The organism is Trichococcus flocculiformis, assembly GCF_900113645.1.
Taxonomy (GTDB): Bacteria; Bacillota; Bacilli; order Lactobacillales; family Aerococcaceae; genus Trichococcus; species Trichococcus flocculiformis.
This window is the reverse complement of sequence record NZ_FOQC01000007.1, coordinates 67375-90655: the sequence shown is the minus strand read 5'-3', so window position 1 is coordinate 90655 and position 23281 is coordinate 67375. Positions and strand designations below refer to the sequence as shown.

The window sequence follows — 23281 nt, the reverse complement described above, 5'->3', positions numbered from 1 at the left end:
TCATTCGTTATTTCTTCTAAAAACAAATCCATCCATTCACTTTTTAACCAAGTGAATGGATGGATTTTTTTGTTGGGCAAGAGTTATTTCCCAGCTCCTTTTCTGCCTAGTTCACCCGTTTGAAGACCTTGAATTCATGTTCGAAGCAGTTTTTGTCATCTACAACGCCTAAGGTTGATGACTCAAGTCCCCACTCGTTCCAGTCGACTGCAGGGAAATAAGTATCCCCGTCAAAGTCGGCATGAATGACGGTCTGATACAGGATATCCGCAAACGGCAGAAATAGTTCAAAAATTTCACTGCCGCCGATGATGAAAAGCGTGTCCTCTTCATTATCCAACGCCAATACTTCTTTGACGTCATGCAGGACAGTAACGCCTGCATGGCTGTACTCGGTTTGCCTCGTCAAGATGATGCTTTCCCTTTTCGGCAACGGGCGTGATCCCATTCCCTCGAACGTTTTTCTGCCCATCACGATTTTGTGGTTCAATGTTTTTTCCTTGAAGTACTTCAGATCATTCGGCAGGTGCCAAGGCAATGTGCCGCCTTTCCCTATGATTCCATTGTCGTCTTCAGCCCATAATAATGCGATCATCTTATGTTTTGCCGCGCAACCGAGCCAGCGCCCGGACCGATCAGGCACCTTTACGGAACCTGATGGCGGCAGCCTCCTTTTCCTCGATATGAAAAATTTATACAGCGATCGGTGCTTTGATGCCCGGGTGGCTCTTGTAGCCCTCCAGGACGATATCCTCTTTTTCCATTTCAAAAATGGATTTCTCCGGATGCTTCAGCACCAGTTTCGGTAAAGCAAACGGTTCTCTGGAAAGCTGCAACTCGATCTGTTCGATATGATTCAGATATAGATGGGCATCCCCGAACGTATGGATGAATTCCCCGACTTCAAGCCCCGTTTCGTTTGCGATCAGATGCGTCAATAAAGCGTAGCTGGCTATGTTGAATGGCACGCCCAAAAATATATCCGCGCTCCGCTGGTACAGTTGGCAGCTGAGCTTCCCATCCGTGACATAGAATTGGAACAGGGTGTGGCAAGGCGGCAAGGCCATCGAAGGGACGTCTTCCGGATTCCAGGCGGAAACCATCAGCCTTCTGGAATTCGGATTCTTTTTGATCATTTCGATGACATCGCTGATCTGATCGATGAATTCCCCTTGCGTCGTTTTCCAGCGGCGCCATTGGGACCCATAAATGTTGCCCAATTCACCATGTTTTGCTGCAAAGGCTTCATCCGTCAAAATCGCTTCGCGGAATTTGGCCATTTCGGCATCATAGATTGCTTTGAAGCCTTCTTCTTTCAGGACCCGGTGGCCGAAGTCAGCCATATTCGGCCCTGTGTAGTCTGCTGATTTCGCGTAGCGCTCAAATGCCCACTCATCCCAGATGTGGTTGTTGTTTTCCAACAAGTATTTGATGTTCGTGTCACCTTTTAGGAACCACAGTAGTTCGCTCTTGATGAGTCCGAAAGCGACTTTCTTGGTCGTCAGGATCGGAAAGCCTTCAGCCAAGTCGAAACGCATCTGATATCCGAAGATGCTTTTCGTGCCGGTACCAGTACGGTCGTGTTTCGTCGCGCCTGTTTCCAGGACGGTTCTTGCTAAATCCAAATATTGTTTTGTCATCTTGTTTCTCCTATATCAATAATATTGAATTAAAATAGACACTCCAGATTTTGTTTATTCGAAACTATCAAAAAAATTTCAACTGCTCACCTTGAGATTTTTTATCATGTTTCTTTTGAGTTTCTACTTTCTCATATTCAGATTTCATTTCATAATAATACTGTTTGGTTTTCACATTTACCATATTGCTGATAACTCCATTTTCGAAATATGTTAAGTCAGTCAACTTTATAATTCCTTCATCAGGTTTTGGTACAAAATAAAGGCCAACAGGTTTTCCCATCTTTAATAAATTATAAATGTTGTTTAGTGATCCTTTGCTTACTTGAACATTTCCAAAGCGATTCGTTGAAACGTCCTGCCAAATGACTAAGCCAAAATCAGCTTCACTAACCATTCGTTTATCTTTAATCATTTGAGCTGAACGAGTAAATTTACCATCTTTAAATAATTTGGGATTTGATTCATCTATGATGACTTTAAACTGTTTCCAGTTCTTATCTGCTAAATTTCTAGGTTTATTCCCTATATGATAAATATTAACGTTGCTATAATTGTTTATTTTCAACAAATCTTGAATATTTTTATCAACACCTTTAGCATCTCCAACTAGTATTACATAGTTTTTATCCATACTTACGTCTACAGATTTAATAACCTCATCAGGTATAGTGTTGTTTGCTATACTGCCACTAATGAACATTTTTAACAAATTAATCACCTAATTTATACTGTTTATTTTACTAATATTCCAATAACCCTTTTTATTTCTTTTGACTTGAAAATTAATGAGGGCTCCTGTATCCATTTCTTTGATTGCATCGAAGAAAGCATTATCCTCAAAAACATTAACATGCTCATCACTATTGTCATAATTAAAATCGATTTTAAAATATTGATGCCCATTGTCTGCTGTTTTGGGCATGTTTGAATTTAGTTTCCCCACTACTGTATGCCCTAAACCTCCATACTTATTTTTAGTAGCTGTTACAAAGATAAGTTTGACATGTGGGTTCTTTTCTTTAATTGCTTTTAAAGTAATATTAGCACTATTTCCATTACCAAATAAGTCATCAATTACTAAGATGGTTGCATTCTGATCTGCTTCAGGCAGAATCCTTGCTTTAATATCTTCTGGTTGCAATGGATTGGTCTTTGCTTGCTTATCAGTCATTTTTTCTGCAAGATTAAAAGAAAATTTCCTATCCATAATACTCCCTAACCTCTCAGTAACTAAATACATTATTTTTGTACTTCCGTTTGGATTAATGGCGGTTTTTGGATTGTAACTTGGGACTGGGGAAATTGCAACTATACGAAAGTTTGGAATTGAGTTTTCAAGCTGGTCTATGAATTTTTTGAATTCAGTTGCTAGTTGATCAACACAATAAGTGAATAAAGGATCCTGAGTATTATTAATATATAAGTATTTTAAGTCATGTACTAATCTACCAATCTGAGTATAGCCGTCATTATCATCCTTATACCAATCTAAAGCAACAGCGATGTCAGCATTTTCTATGATATCTCGCAAATTAATTGTCATGATTATTACCACCTTAATAATTTTATTTGGTCATTACCTCTGATGTTGAATTGAAAAATAAGCAAACTAATTTTTAGATGAAAAAGCATTAGTCCTTAACTGTCTTAGGTAATATGAAATATTCAAGACCACTTTAAGAATCTACAAAAATACATGAACATAACCGAATACTTCATCCTGAAAGTAGATTGAACCCTACTCTTTTTAGAATCTGCCATTAAGATTACAAGAACGAATAGGAAAGACAAACGTTTAGGCAACTCTGGTTCCATATATACATTAATCTTTGGCGAACTGACTGAGATATTCCCAGCGTTCCCATTTTTCGGCAAGCGCTGCTTCTGTATTGTCCAATTCCTGTTGCAATTGGGTCAGCTTTTCGAAGTCCGAAGCGTTTTCGGCCATCGCGCTCTGCAATGTCAGGCTTTTTTCCTCAAGTTCGGAAATGTCGTCCTCGATTGTGGTCCATTCCTTCTGCTCCATGTAGGTCCATTTTGTCTTTTCCTTGACCGCATCCTGAGTAAGTACAGGTGCTGAAGCTTTCTTGCTTTCCTGCTTAGCAGCCTCGCTCTCTTTTTGGCTGGATACAAGTAAATATTCGCTCATATCCCCAAAGAATACGCCCGGTTTGCCTTCATCATTCAGGATCAAGAGCTTGTCAGCCACTTTGTCCAGGAAATAACGGTCATGCGATACGGTGATGACGGCTCCGCCGAAGCTGTTCAAGTAATCCTCCAGAACAGTCAACGTATCGATATCCAAGTCGTTTGTCGGCTCATCCATCAGCAGCACATTCGGTTTCGTCATCAGCAGCTTCAACAAGTAAAGTCGACGCTTTTCCCCTCCTGATAACGAACTGATTAGGCTGCCGTGGGTTTCGCGCGGGAAGAGGAAGGTCTCCAGCATTTCCGTGACGCTGACGACAATGCCGTCGCTTAATTTCACCTCTTCCGCGATTTCCTGCAGGTAATTGATGACGCGCTTATCGCCAGGAAGCACTTCGGAAAGCTGTTTGTAATAGGCTATTTTGACAGTCTCTCCGATGATCAGATTCCCGCCGGCAATCGCTATTTCACCTGCCAACATATTCAGCAAGGTTGTCTTGCCTGCCCCGTTCTTGCCGACGATACCGATGCGATCGTTCGACTGGAATATATAGGAAAAATCGTTGAGGATCTGTTTTTCTCCCGCAAACAGCGAGATATGCTCCAAATTGAAGACGCGTTTGCCCAACCGGGAACCATCCAATTGGATTTCGAGTTTGGCATCGGTCGTGCTTTGTTGCGTGACCTTTTCCAAATCCTCAAATCGGTGGATCCGTGCCTGCTGCTTTGTCGTTCTCGCTTTGGCACCCTTGCGCATCCATTGCAGTTCGCTTTTGTAGAGTTTCAGCTGCTTCTCATCCATTTTTTGTTGGATGGCTTCACGTTCACTCTTTTGGAATAAATAGTCTTCGTAGTTTCCTGTGTAGACTTCCAATCCGCCGTTTTTCAGTTCGATGATTTTCGTGACGGCATTCTCCAGGAAGTAGCGGTCATGGGTCACCAACAGGACGGAGCCTTTGTACTGGGCAAGATAGTTTTCCAGCCACGTGATCGAGTCCATGTCAAGATGGTTGGTCGGTTCATCCAGCAACAATAGATCCGGCGCTTGGATCAGCACCTGCGCCAAGCCAACGCGTTTGCGTTGCCCACCGGATAGCTCGCCTACTTTTTTCGTGATGTCGTCCAAACCCAACCTGTTCAGGATTGATTTGATCTGAACCTCTGTCTGCCAAGCGTCTTGCGCATTCATGTCAGCTTCAGCTTTACTGTATCGGTTCTGATGATCCGGATTCAGACTGTCTTTCTCCAACAATTCCAAAGCTTCCTCGTAGGCGCGGACCGTCTTGATGATGGGCGCTTCCCCTTCATAGACCGCTTCAAAAACAGTCGATTCTTTGTTCAGTTGAGGCTCCTGCGCCAAGTAACCGACACGATAATCACTGGGCACATCCAGGCTGCCGGCATCCGGAGTTTCGATTCCCGCGATGATCTCCAGCAAGGAACTTTTTCCGGTTCCGTTCTGGCCGATCAGACCGATATGTTCACCTTCGCGGATCGTGAAGGATATTTTATTGAAGAGTTTCTTCATCCCGTAGGATTTTTCTAACTCGATGGCGTTAAAGTCTTTCATATGTGGCATTCATCCTTTGTTTTCAATCCATGTCGTTTTATGTTCAGGGATCTTGATAGTCTCTTGACATTGTAACATATCCGGCTGGGCTGCGGGACATTGAAGGCCCAAAAATCAAGCCGTATTGCAGAAGCGCTTTTCATCAAAAAAATAGAGAGGTTTCCCTCTCTACTTTTTTTAAGCTTTATGAAATTAGAACAAGCCGGTAACGACACCGTCTTCGGTGACGTCCATGCGCAAAGCAGCCGGTTCTTTCGGCAGACCCGGCATGGTCAGGATATCCCCCGTTAACGCAACGACGAACCCGGCTCCGATCTTCGGAACAAAGGAACGGATGGTGATGTCGAAGTTTTCCGGACGGCCGATCGCTTTCTGATCATCTGACAAGGAATACTGTGTTTTTGCCATACATATCGGCAAACGGTCCCAGCCATTCTTCTTGTACTGACGCAGTTGGTTTTTGGCTTCTTTGGAATAGATGACACTTTTTCCGCCATAAATTTTGGTGACGATCGTTTCGATTTTTTCTTCTATACCGCTGTCTTCCGCCACATAAAGTGGAAGGAAAGCTTCAGTATTTCCATCGATTGCTTTAACGACAGCGTTCGCCAACGCTTCTCCGCCTTCAGCGCCTTTTGCCCAAACCGCTGTCTGGATGCAGTCGACATCCTGCGCCGCACACAGACTGACGACTGCTTCGATTTCCGCCGCGGTATCGTTCGTGAATTCATTGAGCGCCACAACGACAGGCACACCGTACTGTTGCATATTTTCGATATGCTTTTGCAGATTTGCGAAGCCGGCTTGGACCGCTTCGACATTTTCGCCGCTGTTAAGGTCCTTCACCAATACGCCGCCATGCATCTTCAACGAACGCACGGTAGCCACGATAACGACTGCATCCGGGCTCTTGCCTAGTTGCGGTACTTTGATGTCCATGAACTTCTCAGCACCCAAGTCAGCTCCGAAACCAGCTTCCGTAATGACGTAGTCAGCCAATTTCAAGGCTGTTTTGGTTGCCAATACGCTGTTGCAACCGTGCGCGATATTAGCGAACGGTCCACCATGCACAAATGCCGGCGTATGGTACAACGTTTGGACCAAGTTCGGCTCCAATGCATCCTTCATCAGCAAGGTCAATGCGCCTTCCACTTTCAAGTCTCTGACAGTGACGGGTACGCGGTCAAACGTATAACCGATGACAATGTTCCCGATCCGGTTCTTCAGATCCGTCAGTGAAGTCGATAAGCAAAGGATCGCCATGATTTCGCTCGCTACCGTAATGTCGAAGCCGTCTTGGCGGGGAACGCCTTGGATCGGCCCGCCCAACCCGATGACGATGTTGCGCAAAGCACGGTCGTTGATGTCCAATACGCGCTTCCAGGTGATCCGGCGTTGATCGATGTTCAAGGTATTGCCTTGTTGGATATGGTTATCGATCAAAGCTGATAAGGTATTGTTCGTCGCTGTGATGGCATGCATGTCGCCGGTGAAATGCAGATTGATGTCCTGCATCGGTTGCACTTGCGCATAACCACCGCCTGCAGCTCCGCCTTTAACGCCCATCGTCGGCCCTAGTGAAGGTTCGCGCATCGCGATCATCGCTTTCTTGCCGATGCGTGTCAGCGCATCGCCTAAACCGACTGTTACGGTTGACTTGCCTTCGCCAGCCGGGGTAGGGTTGATGGCAGTGACAAGGATCAACTTACCGTCCGCCTCTTCGCTCAAAGAGTTGATTTTCTTGATGTCCACTTTTGCCTTGTATTTGCCGTACAGTTTCAGATCATCTTCTGTCAGGGAAAGGGTTGCCGCTACTTCTTTGATCGGAAGCATCTCATTTGCTTGAGCTATCTCGATATCCGTCTTCAAAACCATCACTCCAAATTCTTCATGTTTACATACATTTTAGCACATAGCCCAGAATAAAGAACGTGTTTTATGGCCGTTTGATTGATAAAACTGCTTTCATTTACGGAAAATTAAGAAAAGCTGAACGGGTTCGCTCAGCCCTGAAAGAAATTTAGGAAATCTGGCCCTGAATGAGCATCGTAGAGCGCAATTGCTGAGAGACTTCCGAAACAAAGGAATCAACGTGACCGTACCGGTCAGTTGTATCATGTTTCTAAGCCATCAAAGATGGCAAGAACCATGACAAGTCGAACAGTATGTCTTGGCTCGCAGAGACAAGAGGTTCCTTATTCTTTTTTCCGAAGGGCTAACCCGTGAAGCTGGACATCATTTTAGATGCATGAAACATTTTACAAACTTCTGAAACACCTACGGTGATGCACTTTTCACTCTGGAAAATTTTATAAATTCCTGTATGTCAAAAAAACCAGAAAAGGAATTCATGGTGAAATCCTTTTCTGGATTTGAGCTTATTGACGGATCAGGTAATCGAATGCGCCCAAAGCGGCAGTCGCTCCCGCGCCCATCGAGATGATGATTTGTTTGTACGCACTGTTTGTGCAATCTCCGGCAGCGAATACGCCTTCCAGATTGGTTGAACCATGGTTGTCGACGATGACTTCGCCGCGTTCATTCAACGCAACGCTTGAATCCTTCAGCCATGCCGTGTTCGGAACCAAACCGATCTGAACGAAGACACCTTCCAGTGCGAGGGTGTGCTCTTCATTCGTAGCGCGGTCCACGTAGGAAATGGCTTCCACTTGCTCGGTCCCGGTGATCGCTTTCGTCGCCGCATTCGTGATGACAGTGACGTTCTTCAAAGCATGGACACGGTCCTGCAATACTTGATCGGCTTTCAATTCCGGCAAGAACTCGAGCACATATACGTGTTTCGCCAAACCGGCCAAATCGATCGCCGCTTCTATGCCGGAGTTGCCGCCGCCGATGACAGCGACGTCTTTTCCGGCGAACAACGGACCATCGCAATGCGGACAGTTGGTGACGCCTTTCGTGCGGAACTCTTCTTCACCGGGCACGTTGACATTGCGCCAATGCGCGCCAACTGTAAGGATAGCGGTTTTGGCTTTGAGCACTGCGCCGTTTTCCAGTTCAACTTCGATCAAGTCATTTTTGCGGATACTTTTCGCACGTTGGCCTTTCATGATGTCTACCTTGTACTGATTTACATGTGCTTCCACTTGCGCCATCAGTTTCGGTCCTTCCGTGTAAGGCGTCCCGATCATATTTTCGATGCCGACAGTGTCCATCACTTGTCCGCCGTAGGTCTCGACGACCATGCCTGTGTTTATGCCTTTACGGGCAGCATAGATGGCCGCGCTGTTGCCTGCGGGGCCTCCGCCTACCACAAGAACGTCGAAGATATCCTTGTCGGAAAACTCATCCGCACTTGTCGGACCGGCGGCTTTATCGATCAATTGTTCGATCGTCATGCGCCCGCTGGCAAACTCTTCCCCGTTAAGGAAAACAGTCGGTACAGCCATAATTTTTTTCGCTTCGATTTCATCCTTGAACATGCCGCCCTCTATCATAACGTGGGAGATTTTCGGGTTCAGTACGGACATGATGTTCAGTGCTTGGACAACATCCGGGCAGTTATGACAAGTCAAGCTGACATAAGTCTCAAAATGAAGCTCTTTGTCGATCGCTTTAATGCGCTTGATGATGCTGTCATCCACTTTCGGGGCTCTTCCGCCTACCTGCAGCAAAGCCAAAATAAACGAAGTGAATTCATGGCCCAACGGAAGGCCGGCGAACGTGATGCCGCTTTCCGTTTCCGGACGTGTGATCGTGAAACTGGGCGTACGGGTCAAAGTTGCTTTTTCGAAAGTGATTTTCTCGGACATACCAGCAATTTCCTGCAAAAACTCGCTGACTTTCCCGGAATTTTCATCCTCGCCCAGACTGGCTTTAAAAACAACATCCGACTCCAATAGTTCCAGATATTGGCCGAGTTGCGCTTTTATTTCTGTATCTAATGCCATGGGAAGCCTCCTTAAATTTTACCTACCAAGTCCAAGCTAGGTTTCAATGTTTCCGCGCCTTCTTTCCATTTCGCAGGGCAAACTTCGCCTGGATGGGTACGGACATATTGGCCCGCACGGATTTTGTCGATCAAACCAATTGCATCACGGCCGATGCCATCAGCATTGATTTCCACTGCTTGAACGATGCCATCCGGATCGATGATGAACGTTCCGCGTTGAGCCAAGCCTTCATCATCCAATACATCAAACCCAACTGAAATTGCATGAGATGGATCTGCAATCATGATATATTCGATTTTGCCGATGGCTGGTGAATGATCGTGCCAAGCTTTATGCGTGAAGTGCGTGTCGGTCGATACGGAATATACCTCTACACCCAGTCCTTGCAAAGTTGCATATTGGTCCTGAAGATCTTCCAATTCAGTCGGACAAACGAAAGTGAAGTCCGCAGGGTAAAAACAGACGATGCTCCATTTTCCTTTTAGGTCTTCCGATGAAACTTCAATGAATTCACCTTTGTGATAAGCATTCGCTTTAAATTCCACTATTTCTTTTCCGATTAATGACATTCTGATTCCTCCAATTAGAATGATTATTTTAGAATAGTACCTATCAATAACTATATAGAATCCATCATTAAGGGTCAAGTTTTAACACCTGAGAACTGTATTTATTTGATAATTTTTGAAAGAAAAGAATTCCATAACTAAAAATCCTTTTATAACTAGGATTCCCTGACTTAATAATTATCTCACAGTTCCAGATATAGTCATCGGAAACTTACCAAAAGTAATTTTCATACTCCTACCCCTTAAAATAAATCCGAGAACACAACGAATCCATTCTCAATTAGACATATCTATTCTCAATAAAAAGAACGCACCCGGACCGAAGTATGATCCAAGTACGTTCTTTAACTTTATATCTTATAAAGAAACTAAAGACTATCTTTTTGTTTAGTCCTCTTCCATCTTCAGAACGGCCATGAAGGCTTCTTGAGGGACCTCGACGGATCCGACTTGCTTCATGCGCTTCTTACCTTCTTTTTGTTTATCGAGCAATTTACGCTTACGGGAAATATCCCCACCGTAGCATTTAGCCAGTACGTTTTTGCGCAAAGCCTTAATGGTAGTCCGGGCCAGGATCTTGTTGCCGATCGTCGCTTGGATCGGAACTTCAAATTGCTGACGCGGAATCAATCCACGTAATTTTCCGGTGATTATTTTCCCGCGTGCATAAGCGAAATCGCGATGCACAATCAGACTCAAGGCATCGACTGCTTCACCGTTCAAGAGGATATCCATCTTGACCAATTTACTTGGACGGTAACCGATCAGTTCATAATCAAGGGAAGCATAACCCTTCGTGCTGGATTTCAAGCGATCGAAGAAATCAAATATAATCTCCGCCAGAGGCATTTCATAGACGACATTGACACGGAAATCATCCAAATAATCCATCGTAACGAAAGTGCCGCGTTTCTTCTGAGCGATATCCATGACGGCGCCGACATAGTCATTAGGCACCATCATGCTTGCTTTCACATATGGCTCTTCGACACTCTCGATCGTAGTCGCATCGGGCATTTCTGAAGGATTGTCGATCTCCAAAAATTCGCCATCGGTCTTATTGACGCGATAAATAACAGATGGCGCCGTCGTGATGATGTCCAAACCGAATTCGCGCTCGATCCGTTCTTGGATGACGTCCATATGCAGCATGCCCAAAAATCCGGTACGGAAACCGAAGCCGAGTGCTTGCGAAGATTCCGCTTCGAACTGCAAGGATGCATCGTTCAATTGTAGTTTTTCCAAAGCTTCACGCAAATCATTGAAGTCCGATGCATCAACTGGGTAGATACCACAGTATACCATCGGGTTCATTTTGCGGTAACCGGCCAAGGCTTCACTGGCAGGATTGTTCGCCAACGTGATCGTATCCCCGACCTGGGTGTCTTGGATCGTTTTGATGCCGGCAGTCAAATAGCCCACATCACCGACCATCAAATAGTCGCGTTTGATCGGTTTCGGTGAAAAAATCCCCACTTCAATGACTTCGTACTCTTTGCCGTTAGCCATGAATCTGATCATGTCGCCTGGGCGGACTACACCGTTTTTGATTCGGATATTCAGTACGACCCCCCGATAAGGATCATAGACAGAGTCAAATACCAAAGCCTGCAACGGTGCTTGCAAGTCGCCTTCCGGAGCCGGAACTTTTGTGACAATCTGTTCCAACAGCTCAGGAATGCCCAAGCCGATTTTCGCGCTCGCCAAAACCGCATCGCTGGCATCGATGCCGATGACATCCTCCACCTCAGCCCTGACGCGTTCAGGGTCTGCGGCAGGCAAATCAATCTTGTTGATGACAGGCACGATTTCCAGGTTGTTGTCCAAAGCCAAATAAACGTTGGCGAGGGTTTGTGCTTCGACCCCTTGCGCAGCATCCACTACCAGAATGGCCCCTTCGCAGGCCGCCAAACTGCGGGATACTTCATACGTGAAGTCGACGTGTCCCGGTGTGTCGATCAGATGGAAGATATAATCTTCTCCGTCTTCGGCCCTATAAGTCAATTCGACGGCGTTTAGTTTTATGGTAATGCCTCGTTCTCTTTCGAGGTCCATGGAATCCAATAATTGTGCTTGCATATCACGATCGGCGACTGTATCAGTCATTTGGAGAATTCTATCCGCCAATGTGGATTTCCCATGGTCTATATGGGCAATGATGGAAAAATTTCTTATCTTTTTTTGTCGCTGCTTCATCTCTTCTAAGTTCATTATCGTTGCTCACTTTCTCTGACGTCCATTCGTTCACTTAAAAATTATACCAATCTAAAGCCTTTATGACAAGACGCCGACTCAGATTGGCAAGTCTTTCTCACATTTGTTCGGAATGTAAATCAAGTGGACTTTCACCACCAAGTTATCACCCCTACCGGACGCATGCGAAAAAAAGAATCCGAAGGCTCTCCATCGGATTCTTTCCCATTGAAATTTAAAACGCATCAATGATATTCTGCAATGCTTGGATGGCTTCATCAGGCAACGGCACTGTCGGATGGGCAGCATTGAATTCTTCCAAGAAATCTTCTCTTAGCTGCATGCGTCTTCTCACCAATTTCGTATAGTCTTTATCTTCGAAATCAGGATCGAAACCAACCACCGGCAGATAACTGAGATGCGGCGCATCGCCAAATGGGACGAATGAGGCTTTCCCCTCAACAACGCTTTCGATGACGCCCAAAGATACTTCCTTCGGTATTTTTTTGCCCATGAAGAACCCAGTATTGATAATATAGCAGGCGACTTCTTCATGACCCAACAGTTCTTTGAAACCATCATAATCTTCAACCAATGGATAGACCCGGAACGGATTTGCGAATGGTTCGATGACCAGTGTATCGGTCGACTCACCTTTCTTAAGCGTTTCCGCAGTCGTGCGTTTTGTGGCCAATGTCGTGCCGAAAGTTGCCGCCAAGACCGCATCATCCACCTTCACCAAAGGCGGCAAGGCATCGTCCTTCATGATCCAGTAGACAGCGTTGATCGGTTCTTCGAACTTATCCACGCGATTTGGAGTAGAGTAACGAGATTTGACTGTACGTCCGTTACCGTTTCGGATATCTTCGGTGACCAACACAATTTTACCCTCGTTATCCTTTGTCACTCCCACATTCTGAACCGTCACAAAATAATTTTGTTCCGGATGGTCAGCGGGATAATCCTGGGTTTTGTCGAAATAGGAAGGTTCCAGCGCGATGGAGGAGCCATCCGTCAAATCGATCAGGAAGGCATCGTCATGCAGCACTTTCACTTCATATTTGTTGTCGTGCTTGGAATGGGTCAGAGTCGATTTGCCTGACCCCGAAAGCCCGAAGAAGGAAGCAACATACGAACCGCCATCATGCAGACGGAAGTGTTTTTGGCCGCCATGGCAAGCAACGAAACCATTCCGATGACCGGTTCCCCAGGCGAGCGTCAGTGTGCCTTTTTTGAACTCCCCGAAATATTGCATTCCCAGGATGCAGGCAACGTTTCTGTCGGGCTCGAAGATAGCCACTCCGAGCGGATAATCCGGATGGCGCCAGTCGGGATCCGTATAGATGTAGATGTCGCCTTCGTTGTACAGTTTCGACTGTGCATACATTTCCTGATATTCCGGGCTGTTCCACTGGAAGTTCAATAGCCAGGAATAGAGATTGTTTTCGTTTCCTTCGGGAAAGGCGATATGCGCCTTGATGATGAAATCTTTGTCAAGACCTACGTAACCTGTCGCTTTATAGTAATGGCGAAGTCTGTTTTGATAGATGACATCCCGGATGATGGCTTCAAGGATTTCGTCTTCTTCTTTGTTCTCTCCGATGATACGTCTGGCGCGGGCTGTACGGCCGATGATTCTCCCGCCGTTTTCGACAAGGACTTTTGCATCATCCGGCAATCCCAATTCCTTTGTATGGAGCACAGGCAGATCGGTCACGATCACTCCTGCAGCGTTCAGAGCGAGTTCATAGGCTTCCGTCATGTCCGTGACTTCCTGCATGTTTTTGCCATAAAAAGCTGTTTCGACCGTTGTCCGGAATTTCGTAAGTAAAGGGTTGGACTTCTTTAATTCGGATCTATTGAACGATTCTCTAGTAGCCATTTACGTCACCTCTTTTATTTGATACTTCCATTATAATCCTATTCCGAGGAATTGTAACCCCTTACATACCATATTTTGTGAATATTTGTGCTATTTCTATAAAAAAAGTGTTTAAATCCTCATGTTAATTACAAAAAATCTAACAGAATAGTATTGGAGCAAAAAAATGAACCGGTTGCTTGTTGTTTACAAAGCACCGGTTCATTCCGTTTATTTATTTTTTATTTTTGAAGGCGTCCTTAACTTTATCAAAAAAATTGGATTCATCTTCCACCAACGTATCGCCGCCCGCTGTTGCGAAAGCACGAATTGCCTCTTTTTGCTTCTCGTTAAGGTTTTTAGGTGTGACGACGGTCACTTTAACGTGCTGATCGCCATTTCCGGTTCCACGCAAGCGTGGCGCTCCTTTGCCTTTCAAACGGAAACTGGTGCCCGTTTGTGTCCCCGCAGGAATCTTCAGTTTGACTTTACCGTGTACAGTAGGCACTTCAACCTCATCACCCAATGCGGCTTGGGCGAAGCTGATCGGCAGCGTGTAATGGATTTCTGTTCCTTCACGATCGAAAATATCACTTGGTTCCACTTGGAAAACGACATACAAGTCACCGTACGGACCGCCATTGCTGCCGACTTCGCCTTGTCCGTTTAAGCGCATCTGTTGTCCATCGTCAACACCTGGAGGGATAGTAACCGCCACCGAGTGGTCAGTTTCGACATGCCCGTGTCCGTGGCATGTTGTACATTTATCCGTGATTTCCTTACCTGTTCCGCCGCAGACATCACAGACTGATTGCGTCATCACGCGGCCAAAAGGCGTATTCCGTTCGACACCAATCGCTCCTGAACCATGGCACTTCGAACACGTTTTTGGTTGTGTGCCGGGTTTTGCACCGGAACCGCTGCAAGTTTTACATTCCTCGTCACGTTTGTAACGGATGGTTTCTTTCTTCCCAAAAATCGCTTCTTCAAAGGTAAGGTGGATACGATATTGTAAATCGGAGCCTTGACGGGGGGCGTTGGGGTTTCTGCCACGCCCACCGCCGCCTCCGAAAAAGGAATCGAAGATATCTTCAAAGCCGCCCGAGAAGCCGCCGAAGCCGCCGCCATAACCGCCGCCTGCGCCGAAGTTGGGATCGGTACTGGCATGTCCGTACTGGTCATAAGCTGCGCGTTTATTGCCGTCGCTCAAGACTTCATAAGCTTCAGCAAGTTCCTTGAATTTATCTTCTGCACCCGCTTCTTTGTTGATATCCGGGTGAAACTTCTTGGAAAGCTTCCGATAAGCTTTTTTTATCTCGTCATCCGTGGCATCCTTCGCCACACCCAAGATATCATAATAATCTCTTTTCGCCATTGTTTCGCCTCCATTGATTGGCTTCATCTGAACTTTATCTCTCTATACAGTGAGAGAAGCCAATGCAGTTAAGCGTTGGCTTCCTCCCGTTAGAGTTGACTATTTGTCGTCTACTTCTTCAAAATCGGCATCTACGACACCATCGTCAGTCGCTGTGTTGTGCGCACCTTCTTGTTGTTGCGCTTGAGCAGCTTGCTCATACAGTTTGACAGTCAGGTTTTGAACAAGTTCATTCAAAGCGTCACGCTTCGTTTTCATTTGTTCCAAATCATTGGCTTCAACTGCTGCTTTCAGCTCGTCTCTCGCTTCTTCAGCTTTCTTCACTTCATCAGCATCGACTTTACCGTCAAGTTCTTTCAATGTTTTGTCAGTCTGGAAGATCAATTGATCCACTTCATTGCGTAATTCTACTTCTTCCTTGCGCAATTTGTCTGCTTCAGCGTTTGCTTCCGCGTCTTTCACCATTTTTTCGATTTCTTCGTCAGTCAGACCGGAAGAAGACTTGATAGTGATTGTTTGTTCTTTTTGCGTACCCAAGTCTTTGGCGCGAACATTTACGATACCATTTTTATCGATATCGAATGATACTTCGATTTGTGGAACGCCACGAGGTGCAGCTGGAATATCAGTCAATTGGAAACGACCCAAAGTTTTGTTGTCGGCTGCCATCGGACGCTCCCCTTGCAACACATGTACATCAACAGCAGGTTGATTGTCGGCTGCAGTCGAGAAGACTTGTGATTTGCTTGTAGGGATTGTTGTATTGCGGTCGATCAATTTTGTGAACACGCCACCCATTGTTTCGATACCCAATGATAAAGGTGTAACGTCCAATAGTACGATGTCTTTTACGTCGCCAGAGATGACTCCGCCTTGGATGGCAGCACCCATTGCGACAACTTCATCCGGGTTAACGGATTTGTTCGGCTCTTTGCCGGCTTCTTTGCGGACCGCTTCGATGACTGCAGGAATACGTGTTGAACCACCAACCAAAATGATTTCGTCGATTTCGGAAGTGGATAAACCGGCATCCTTCAACGCTTGGCGTACAGGAATTTTTGTGCGTTCAACCAAGTCATACGTGATTTCATCAAATTTCGCACGGGTAAGCGCCAATTCCAAGTGCAATGGACCAGCTTCGCCGGCAGTGATGAACGGCAGGCTGATTTGAGTTGACGTTACGCCCGACAAATCTTTCTTGGCTTTTTCGGCAGCATCTTTCAGACGTTGTTTCGCCATTTTGTCGTTTGAAAGGTCGATTCCGTTTTCTTTCTTGAATTCTGCAACCAAGTAGTCGATGATCTTGTTATCGAAGTCATCGCCACCCAATTTGTTGTCGCCGGCTGTACTCAATACATCGAAGACGCCGTCGCCCAATTCAAGGATGGAAACGTCGAATGTACCGCCGCCCAAGTCGAATACAAGAATTTTTTCGTCTTTATCGGTTTTATCCAATCCGTATGCCAAAGCAGCAGCCGTCGGTTCGTTGACGATACGCTCTACTTCCAGACCGGCAATTCTGCCCGCATCTTTAGTCGCTTGACGCTGTGCATCGTTGAAGTAAGCTGGAACAGTAATTACGGCTTTGTCAACTTTTTCACCCAGGTAGTCTTCCGCATAACCTTTCAGATATTGAAGGATCATCGCTGAAACTTCTTGTGGTGTGTAGCTCTTGCCTTCCACTTCCACTTTGTAGCCAGCATCGCCCATATGACGTTTGATGGAGCTGATTGTATTCGGGTTTGTCACTGCTTGACGCTTTGCAACCTCGCCCACTTGGATTTCGCCATTCTTGAATGATACGACAGATGGTGTCGTCCGATTTCCCTCTGGATTTGGAATGATTTTAGCTTCTCCGCCTTCTAATACTGCTACAGCTGAGTTTGTTGTTCCTAAGTCAATACCGATAATTTTGCTCATGATGTTATTCCCCTCTATATGAAATTTTTATGTTTATCAATAAAATTATTGTGATACGACAACCATTGCTGGCCTTAATACACGTTCTTTCAAGGTGTATCCTTTTTGCACTACCGCGACGACTGTATCAGGAGCTTGCCCTTCAGCAGCCGGTTGCACTTGGATGGATTGATGGAAATTCGGATCGAAAGGCTGATCGATCGGATTGATCGCAGAAATCCCCTCTTTGGCGAAAGCATCTGTAAACAAGTTCAAGACCATTTCCAAACCTTTCTTCAGGTTCACAGCTTTTTCATCTTCAACTTCAATCGCTAATGCGTGCTCCAGGCTATCCATCACCGGCAATAACTCCTGCGCTAATGACTGGGAACGGTATTTCGCCGCATCTTGCCTTTCTTTCGCGTTGCGTTTCTGGATATTTGCGAGTTCTGCTTGCAGGCGCAATAAGCGGTCTTCCGTTTCGGATAAGGTTGCCTGTAATGCTTCAACCTCACTTATTTCTGTGACTGTTTCTTGGCCCTCTTCCATTGATGTTTCAACGGTTGTTTCCTGTTGTTCCACTAATTCTTCGTTATTGTCCACTTCAAAATCTCCTTTGTCGTGCTTATTTGTTCAGATCATTCAAGCTATCAGAAAGTTCATAGCGCATAAATTTCATGATACTGATCATTTTTTGATAAGGCATATTGGTTGGCCCCAGCAGTGCGATCAGGCCTTTACCGTTGCCAGCCGTGTCATAAGTAGCCGTGATCAGACTAAAATTATGCAACAGCTCATTATTCAATTCCGTACCGATCTTGACCCCGACGCCCTCGTTGGGGTTAGAAAAAAGCGCATGGATGTCCGGAGACCCATTCAACATGCTTAAAATGGCTTTGACTTTATTCTTGTCCATCGTCGAGTCCAAATGGTTCAGAAGATTCATGCTACCACCTACATGGAAGCGATCATGCTCCAACTTTGCCACAATGTCATTGAAGATCGCTGTGAAATCGACTTTTGCATCGACGTACTTCCGGATAATCAACGGAATGTCCGTTTGCAGTTTGACGAATACTTCCTGCAGCGTGCGGCCGACCAGTTCCTGATTGAAAATGTTGACGATTTTTTCTATCTCAGTGGCTGAGAAGCCCGGCGAAACAGAAAAAATCTGATTTTCCACATGTCCTTTGTCAGTCACCAATATCGCCATCACATGTCCTTCATTAAGTGCGACCAGCCGGAAGCCCGTCAAACGGCTGTCCTTTGTTTCAGGTCCGATCGCCAAAGCGGTATAATTCGTCAAAAAGGACAACATTTCAGCTGATTTTTCGACGACCTGTTGCACTTCACGATAAGGATTCTGAAAGCCGTGCTTGATCATTTGCTTGACCTCGTCAGCGACTTCTTCGCTTTCTTTGCCTAAAAGTTGATCGACATAGTAACGATAGCCTTGGATGGATGGTATCCTGCCGGACGAAGAATGCATCTTTTCCAGGAAGCCCAATTCTTCGATCCGCATCATTTCGTTGCGGATTGTTGCTGAGCTTAAAGGCAAAGAAGACTCCTTAAGAAGTGTCTTCGACCCGAGCGGCTCCTCGAATTCGATGTAATGCCTGACAATTAAATCAAAAATTAGCAACTGTCTTTCTGTTAACAAGATTTTCACCTCACTTTAGCACTTGACCACAATGAGTGCTAACCATAAATAAATTTATCACGGGTAACAGGCTTTGTCAACGGAATACAATCATTTTTCATAACATTATCAGCAGCCGATCGGATACGAGCGTATTCACATCAAGAAAGAACGAAATACTTCATTGCCGAGAAAAACGCCCCTTTGTGTCAGACGGATTCTGTCGCCATCAAGCATCAACAGGCCTTCTGTAACCAAATCCGAAATGACGCTAGCATACTGATCCAGCAACGAAGTCTGGAATTTGTCGGCAAAATGCTGTTGGCTGACACCTGCCATCGTGCGCAGCCCCAGAATCATCTCTTCTTCCATTTGTTCGTTTTTCGATAACTGTTGCTGCCGGATAATCGGCAGATTATTTTCCCGTAATGGCGCCAGGTATTGTTGGATCGGTCCATGATTGTGGTAACGGATGCCATCGATATAGCCGTGCGCGCCTGCTCCGAAACCGAAATAGGTCTCATTCTTCCAATAGGTAAGATTATGCTGGGATTCATAGCCCGGCAGTGCAAAGTTTGAGATTTCGTATTGGTTCCTGCCGTTTTTTGTCATCGTCTCGATAGCCAAGGCATACATATCGGCCTCTGTGTCTTCTGAAGGCAACGGCAGTTTCCCTTGACGCATCAAGTTATAGAACACTGTTTTATTCTCAAGTATCAAGGCGTAAATCGAGTAATGCGGCAAATCCAATTCCAGTGCTTTTTTCAGGCTGTCTTCAAAATCAGCCATCGTTTGGTTCGGCAACCGGAAAATCAGATCGATGGTCATGTTATCAAATCCGGCTTTGCGTGCATCGGCCACGGAAGTGTACACCTGCTCGGCTGTATGGATGCGGCCGATTTTTTTTAAGATGTCGTTATTGAAGGATTGGACCCCCATGCTCAGTCGGTTGACACCGTAGTCCCGCATGATCTTCAATTTTTCGAATGAAACGCTCTCCGGATTGGCTTCCATCGTGAATTCGGCGCTTTTAGGCAGGGAATAGGTGCTGCGGATACCGTTCAACAGCTTTTCCAACTGTCGTTCATTAAGCGTGGTCGGCGTACCCCCGCCGATATAGAAGGTGCTTAGCGTTTCTTCAGGATGCAGCAGCTTAGATAACTGCATTTCCTTTATCAAAGCATCCACATATTCATCGACCGGTTGGCCTTCCAGAAACACTTTGTTGAAATCACAATAAAAGCAGATGTGCTCGCAGAATGGGATGTGTAAATAAGCGGCTGCCATTTAGCGTGTCACCTCATCCAAAGGGTAGTCCTGAAAATAGGCGATTGTATCCGCTTCGTCGCTTTTCAGCTGCGCAATCAGTTGCTCGATGCCCGAAAATTTGATCTCACTGCGGATAAAATGGTGCCATCTGACAGCTACGTTCTCACCGTAAATCATTTTATCGAAGTCCAATATGTACACTTCAACAGTCTTATCGCGGCCCGCTTCAAAAGTGATATTGTGCCCGATTGAAGCCGTGCCGCGATGCCACGTTCCATTCACCCTGATGCTCACGATATAAACGCCATTCCTAGGCAAGCGCGTGTGCTTTTCCGTCTGAATATTCGCAGTCGGGAAACCCAGTAGTCTGCCTCTAGCATCACCATGAATGACCGTGCCTTCGATCTGGTAGACATAGCCTAAATATGCATTCGCTTTTTCCATATCCCCTTCGGTTAATGCTTCCCGGATATGCGTGGAACTGATTTTTTCAACTTCGTTCTTTAATTCGGCGACCTCGATGACTTCAAAGCGGTCTTTAGCATAATGCACCAATTGTTTCATATCCGCGATTTCTCTAGGACCATAAGTATAATCGAAACCGGCGACAACAGCGCTGGCATGCAAGCCGCAAATGTACTGGTCGACGAATTCTTGTGGTCTTAATGAGGCAAATGCAGATGTGAAAGAGACGACAAAAAAATAATCAACACCCAGGTTCTCAAATATTTCGGCCTTCCGGTTGATGGTCGACAGATACTGCATCGTTTCTGGATTCATCTTCTGGAACACGATGCTCGGGTGATGGTTGAAGCTCATGACGGCTAATTTCAAATTCTTATTTTCGGCAATTTCCTTTGCTCTCTTGATTACTTCTTGATGCCCTCTATGGACGCCGTCAAAATACCCCAAAGCCAGCACGATTTGTTCGTCTGGTATTTGTTTTTGGTCATAGGGATGGTGTATATGTATTATTTCCATTGCGTTAGCAACTCCTTGCTGATTATGATAGGAACATTTTTCTGGGTTTTATGTAACCGGCTTTAGTCGGATGCGGTTCGTACATCGCCACGATTTTGCTCTGATAGGTGAACAGAACCGGGCCATCCATCACTTCGAAAAGTTCCACTTTCGGCAGAACCGCGCCATTTCTCACTTTATCCCACAGCTCATCATCAAGTGCTACCTGCCGATATGATGCGAATACCGAATCAATCGGTTTCAGGTTCTCGTCAATCACGTCATTCGCCATTGCTTCAGCCACTTGCTGCAACGTCAGGCAATCAGTCTGCGTGAAGCCTCCGCTCATCGTGCGGGTCAAACTTGACATGTAAGCCGGATAACCCAAGGCTGCCCCCAAATCGACAGCCAAAGTCCTCACATAGGTTCCTTTGCCGCAAGTGACCCGGAAACACCAGGACATCGTTTCGTCTTCCGCATGATAGACAGGTTCCGAAATCCGTTCAAAATGCATCACTTGGATAGTCCTTTGCGGCCTTTCGACGGTCAATCCTTTACGGGCATATTCATATAGCCTCTTGCCGTTCACCTTGACTGCGGAGTACATCGGTGGAACTTGAATGCTTTCACCTACCATTGCCTCCATGGCTGCGTCGATTTCAGCCAATGACAGCGTTCGATCGACAGGTGTCTTTGCGATCGGTTCACCTTGGCTATCTTCCGTCGTCGTAGCGACTCCGATAGTGATTTCACCTTCGTACGCTTTATCCGTATCTGTCAAAAACTCGACGACTTTCGTGGCTTTCCCGATGCAGATCGGCAAAACGCCATCAACTTCCGGATCCAAAGTTCCGGTGTGCCCAACTTTTTTTGTTTTCAGTATTTTTCTCAATTTGAATACGCAGTCGTGACTTGTCATACCGCGTTCTTTCCATAAAGGTAATATTCCATCCATATATTTGTAACCCACTTTCTTCTGCAACTAACCTATTATAGCATAATCTATTCTACAGGAAAAAACATCAAGATTAGAGGAATATGCCTGCAAATCATAAGGATAACTGCGTTACTTTTCCTCTAAAATCTGCTATGCTTAAGGAAATATGACTGTACTTAAGGAGAATCAATATGCCAAACTTCAAAATTGTGACCGATTCCACAACGGAATTGTCCGCAGAAGAAATTGACAGATATGGAATCACGGTAATCCCGCTTTCGTCCATGATTGAGAATGTGATTTATTACGACGGAATAACCATAACCAAACCTGAGTTCCTCGAAAAAATGATGAACACTAAAGAATTGCCAAAATCATCCCAACCATCCATGGGAACTTTCTTGGATAAATACAATGAACTGACAATGGATGGTAGTGAAGTCCTGTCCATCCACGTGACTGAAACATTGAGCGGTACCGTAAACTCCGCTCATCAGGCGGCTAAACTCGCCCACGGTAAGGTGACGGCCATCGATTCTCAGTTTTGCGCAAGAGCTGCCGCCTTCCAAGTGTTGGAAGCTGCAAAATGTTCCGCTGAAGGATTGACGGTCGCGGAAGCATTGCCTCGGATCCAGGCTGTCAAAGAGCGCACGTTGCTGTACATTTGCATCGTCAACCTGGAAAATATGGTCAAGGGCGGACGCATCGGAAAAACGATGGGCCGAATCACGACACTGTTGAACATTAAAGCAAACCTGAAAATGATCGACGGTGCGTTGACTACCGACGTAAAAGGCCGCGGCACCAAATCAATCGTAAAACGGTACGAAGAGATCATCGCAGAACTAAAACAAAAATACTCGGATGTTGAAGCGATCGGCATCACGCATGACGGCTTGTCGGATTATTCGAACCAAATCATCGGCATGCTGAAAAACGCCTTCCCTAATGCCCAAATGCACACATCATACGCCAGCGCAAGCGTTATGACCCATGCCGGCCCCGAAGCCGTATCCTTCCAATTCCTGATAAAAAACAATTAGAAAATGCCGCTACTCCCGAATGGGGAATAGCGGCATTTTTTCATATGAATACGAAATAAGTTGTTATTCCTATCAAGAGCGTACCCAAACCGAAGATTACCTTGAAAATCAGGTGTTTTCTTTTATGGCGAAAGTGATGCATCCCCAGGAATCCGCCTAACCCGCCCCCTAGAAATCCGAGCAAAAGTAGATTGCGTTCCGGTATGCGCCAAGCTTTTTGCCGCGCTTTCTTTTTGTCTACGCCCATCAATATAAAGAGCA

19 protein-coding genes are annotated in these 23281 nt (G+C 45.6%); 1 reads left to right on the top strand and 18 read right to left on the bottom strand.

Annotation, left to right across the window (positions count from 1 at the left end):
- Window positions 1-106: 106 nt before the first annotated feature.
- From BMZ71_RS04890 to truB, 17 genes are all read right to left on the bottom strand, one after another.
- Window positions 107-595 carry a dihydrofolate reductase gene (locus BMZ71_RS04890; protein ID WP_086988667.1) on the bottom strand — a complete coding sequence of 163 codons (489 nt, stop codon included), beginning with the start codon at window positions 593-595 and terminating at the stop codon, window positions 107-109.
- Between the two features lie 97 nt (window positions 596-692).
- Window positions 693-1640 carry a thymidylate synthase gene (locus BMZ71_RS04885; protein ID WP_086988601.1) on the bottom strand — a complete coding sequence of 316 codons (948 nt, stop codon included), beginning with the start codon at window positions 1638-1640 and terminating at the stop codon, window positions 693-695.
- 67 nt (window positions 1641-1707) lie between these two features.
- Window positions 1708-2361, bottom strand: a complete 654-nt coding sequence (locus tag BMZ71_RS04880) for a hypothetical protein (protein ID WP_177187494.1) — start codon at window positions 2359-2361, stop codon at window positions 1708-1710.
- Window positions 2362-3186 carry a hypothetical protein gene (locus BMZ71_RS04875; RefSeq protein WP_086988603.1) on the bottom strand — a complete coding sequence of 275 codons (825 nt, stop codon included), beginning with the start codon at window positions 3184-3186 and terminating at the stop codon, window positions 2362-2364.
- A gap of 279 nt (window positions 3187-3465) precedes the next feature.
- Complete coding sequence (locus BMZ71_RS04870; RefSeq protein WP_086988604.1) at window positions 3466-5361, bottom strand: ABC-F family ATP-binding cassette domain-containing protein; 1896 nt, start codon at window positions 5359-5361, stop codon at window positions 3466-3468.
- A 192-nt stretch (window positions 5362-5553) separates the two neighbouring features.
- Window positions 5554-7230, bottom strand: a complete 1677-nt coding sequence (locus BMZ71_RS04865; RefSeq protein WP_086988668.1) for a formate--tetrahydrofolate ligase — start codon at window positions 7228-7230, stop codon at window positions 5554-5556.
- A gap of 509 nt (window positions 7231-7739) precedes the next feature.
- Window positions 7740-9272 carry an alkyl hydroperoxide reductase subunit F gene (gene ahpF / locus BMZ71_RS04860; protein ID WP_086988605.1) on the bottom strand — a complete coding sequence of 511 codons (1533 nt, stop codon included), beginning with the start codon at window positions 9270-9272 and terminating at the stop codon, window positions 7740-7742.
- Between the two features lie 11 nt (window positions 9273-9283).
- Window positions 9284-9844 carry an alkyl hydroperoxide reductase subunit C gene (gene ahpC, locus BMZ71_RS04855; RefSeq protein WP_086988606.1) on the bottom strand — a complete coding sequence of 187 codons (561 nt, stop codon included), beginning with the start codon at window positions 9842-9844 and terminating at the stop codon, window positions 9284-9286.
- A 387-nt stretch (window positions 9845-10231) separates the two neighbouring features.
- Window positions 10232-12055, bottom strand: coding sequence for a translation elongation factor 4 (lepA, locus tag BMZ71_RS04850; RefSeq protein ID WP_086988607.1), 1824 nt, complete (start codon window positions 12053-12055; stop codon window positions 10232-10234).
- 217 nt (window positions 12056-12272) lie between these two features.
- Complete coding sequence (locus tag BMZ71_RS04845) at window positions 12273-13919, bottom strand: phosphoenolpyruvate carboxykinase (ATP) (RefSeq protein WP_086988608.1); 1647 nt, start codon at window positions 13917-13919, stop codon at window positions 12273-12275.
- A gap of 214 nt (window positions 13920-14133) precedes the next feature.
- The gene (dnaJ, locus tag BMZ71_RS04840; protein WP_086988609.1) at window positions 14134-15273 is read right to left on the bottom strand and encodes a molecular chaperone DnaJ; all 1140 of its coding nucleotides are present in this window, start codon (window positions 15271-15273) and stop codon (window positions 14134-14136) included.
- A gap of 99 nt (window positions 15274-15372) precedes the next feature.
- On the bottom strand, window positions 15373-17193 hold the full coding sequence (gene dnaK / locus BMZ71_RS04835; protein ID WP_086988610.1) for a molecular chaperone DnaK: 1821 nt from the start codon (window positions 17191-17193) through the stop codon (window positions 15373-15375).
- A gap of 45 nt (window positions 17194-17238) precedes the next feature.
- The gene (grpE, locus tag BMZ71_RS04830; protein WP_086988611.1) at window positions 17239-17775 is read right to left on the bottom strand and encodes a nucleotide exchange factor GrpE; all 537 of its coding nucleotides are present in this window, start codon (window positions 17773-17775) and stop codon (window positions 17239-17241) included.
- A 22-nt stretch (window positions 17776-17797) separates the two neighbouring features.
- Window positions 17798-18832, bottom strand: a complete 1035-nt coding sequence (gene hrcA / locus BMZ71_RS04825; RefSeq protein WP_086988612.1) for a heat-inducible transcriptional repressor HrcA — start codon at window positions 18830-18832, stop codon at window positions 17798-17800.
- 135 nt (window positions 18833-18967) lie between these two features.
- Window positions 18968-20098 (bottom strand): radical SAM family heme chaperone HemW, encoded by a 1131-nt coding sequence (hemW, locus tag BMZ71_RS04820; RefSeq protein WP_086988613.1) that lies wholly within the window; start codon window positions 20096-20098, stop codon window positions 18968-18970.
- Window positions 20099-21061: a riboflavin biosynthesis protein RibF gene (gene ribF, locus BMZ71_RS04815; RefSeq protein WP_086988614.1), complete on the bottom strand. Its 963-nt coding sequence runs from the start codon at window positions 21059-21061 to the stop codon at window positions 20099-20101. It abuts the gene before it with no gap.
- A 22-nt stretch (window positions 21062-21083) separates the two neighbouring features.
- Window positions 21084-21995 carry a tRNA pseudouridine(55) synthase TruB gene (gene truB / locus BMZ71_RS04810; RefSeq protein ID WP_086988615.1) on the bottom strand — a complete coding sequence of 304 codons (912 nt, stop codon included), beginning with the start codon at window positions 21993-21995 and terminating at the stop codon, window positions 21084-21086.
- A gap of 173 nt (window positions 21996-22168) precedes the next feature.
- Between truB and BMZ71_RS04805 the strand changes: the two genes are divergently transcribed.
- The gene (locus tag BMZ71_RS04805; RefSeq protein ID WP_086988616.1) at window positions 22169-23020 is read left to right on the top strand and encodes a DegV family protein; all 852 of its coding nucleotides are present in this window, start codon (window positions 22169-22171) and stop codon (window positions 23018-23020) included.
- 40 nt (window positions 23021-23060) lie between these two features.
- Here the strand turns inward: BMZ71_RS04805 and BMZ71_RS04800 are convergent, their stop codons facing one another.
- On the bottom strand, window positions 23061-23267 hold the full coding sequence (locus tag BMZ71_RS04800) for a DUF1294 domain-containing protein (RefSeq protein WP_245734384.1): 207 nt from the start codon (window positions 23265-23267) through the stop codon (window positions 23061-23063).
- Window positions 23268-23281 lie beyond the last annotated feature (14 nt).

Excerpts from the sequence above, each read along its gene's own strand:
- BMZ71_RS04890 (WP_086988667.1), bottom strand. The coding sequence starts at position 595 with ATGATCGCATTATTATGGGCTGAAGACGACAATGGAATCATAGGGAAA.
- BMZ71_RS04885 (WP_086988601.1), bottom strand. The coding sequence starts at position 1,640 with ATGACAAAACAATATTTGGATTTAGCAAGAACCGTCCTGGAAACAGGC.
- BMZ71_RS04875 (WP_086988603.1), bottom strand. The coding sequence starts at position 3,186 with ATGACAATTAATTTGCGAGATATCATAGAAAATGCTGACATCGCTGTT.
- BMZ71_RS04870 (WP_086988604.1), bottom strand. The coding sequence starts at position 5,361 with ATGAAAGACTTTAACGCCATCGAGTTAGAAAAATCCTACGGGATGAAG.
- ahpF (WP_086988605.1), bottom strand. The coding sequence starts at position 9,272 with ATGGCATTAGATACAGAAATAAAAGCGCAACTCGGCCAATATCTGGAA.
- ahpC (WP_086988606.1), bottom strand. The coding sequence starts at position 9,844 with ATGTCATTAATCGGAAAAGAAATAGTGGAATTTAAAGCGAATGCTTAT.
- lepA (WP_086988607.1), bottom strand. The coding sequence starts at position 12,055 with ATGAACTTAGAAGAGATGAAGCAGCGACAAAAAAAGATAAGAAATTTT.
- BMZ71_RS04845 (WP_086988608.1), bottom strand. The coding sequence starts at position 13,919 with ATGGCTACTAGAGAATCGTTCAATAGATCCGAATTAAAGAAGTCCAAC.
- dnaJ (WP_086988609.1), bottom strand. The coding sequence starts at position 15,273 with ATGGCGAAAAGAGATTATTATGATATCTTGGGTGTGGCGAAGGATGCC.
- dnaK (WP_086988610.1), bottom strand. The coding sequence starts at position 17,193 with ATGAGCAAAATTATCGGTATTGACTTAGGAACAACAAACTCAGCTGTA.
- hemW (WP_086988613.1), bottom strand. The coding sequence starts at position 20,098 with ATGGCAGCCGCTTATTTACACATCCCATTCTGCGAGCACATCTGCTTT.
- ribF (WP_086988614.1), bottom strand. The coding sequence starts at position 21,061 with ATGGAAATAATACATATACACCATCCCTATGACCAAAAACAAATACCA.
- truB (WP_086988615.1), bottom strand. The coding sequence starts at position 21,995 with ATGGATGGAATATTACCTTTATGGAAAGAACGCGGTATGACAAGTCAC.
- BMZ71_RS04805 (WP_086988616.1), top strand. The coding sequence starts at position 22,169 with ATGCCAAACTTCAAAATTGTGACCGATTCCACAACGGAATTGTCCGCA.
- BMZ71_RS04800 (WP_245734384.1), bottom strand. The coding sequence starts at position 23,267 with ATGGGCGTAGACAAAAAGAAAGCGCGGCAAAAAGCTTGGCGCATACCG.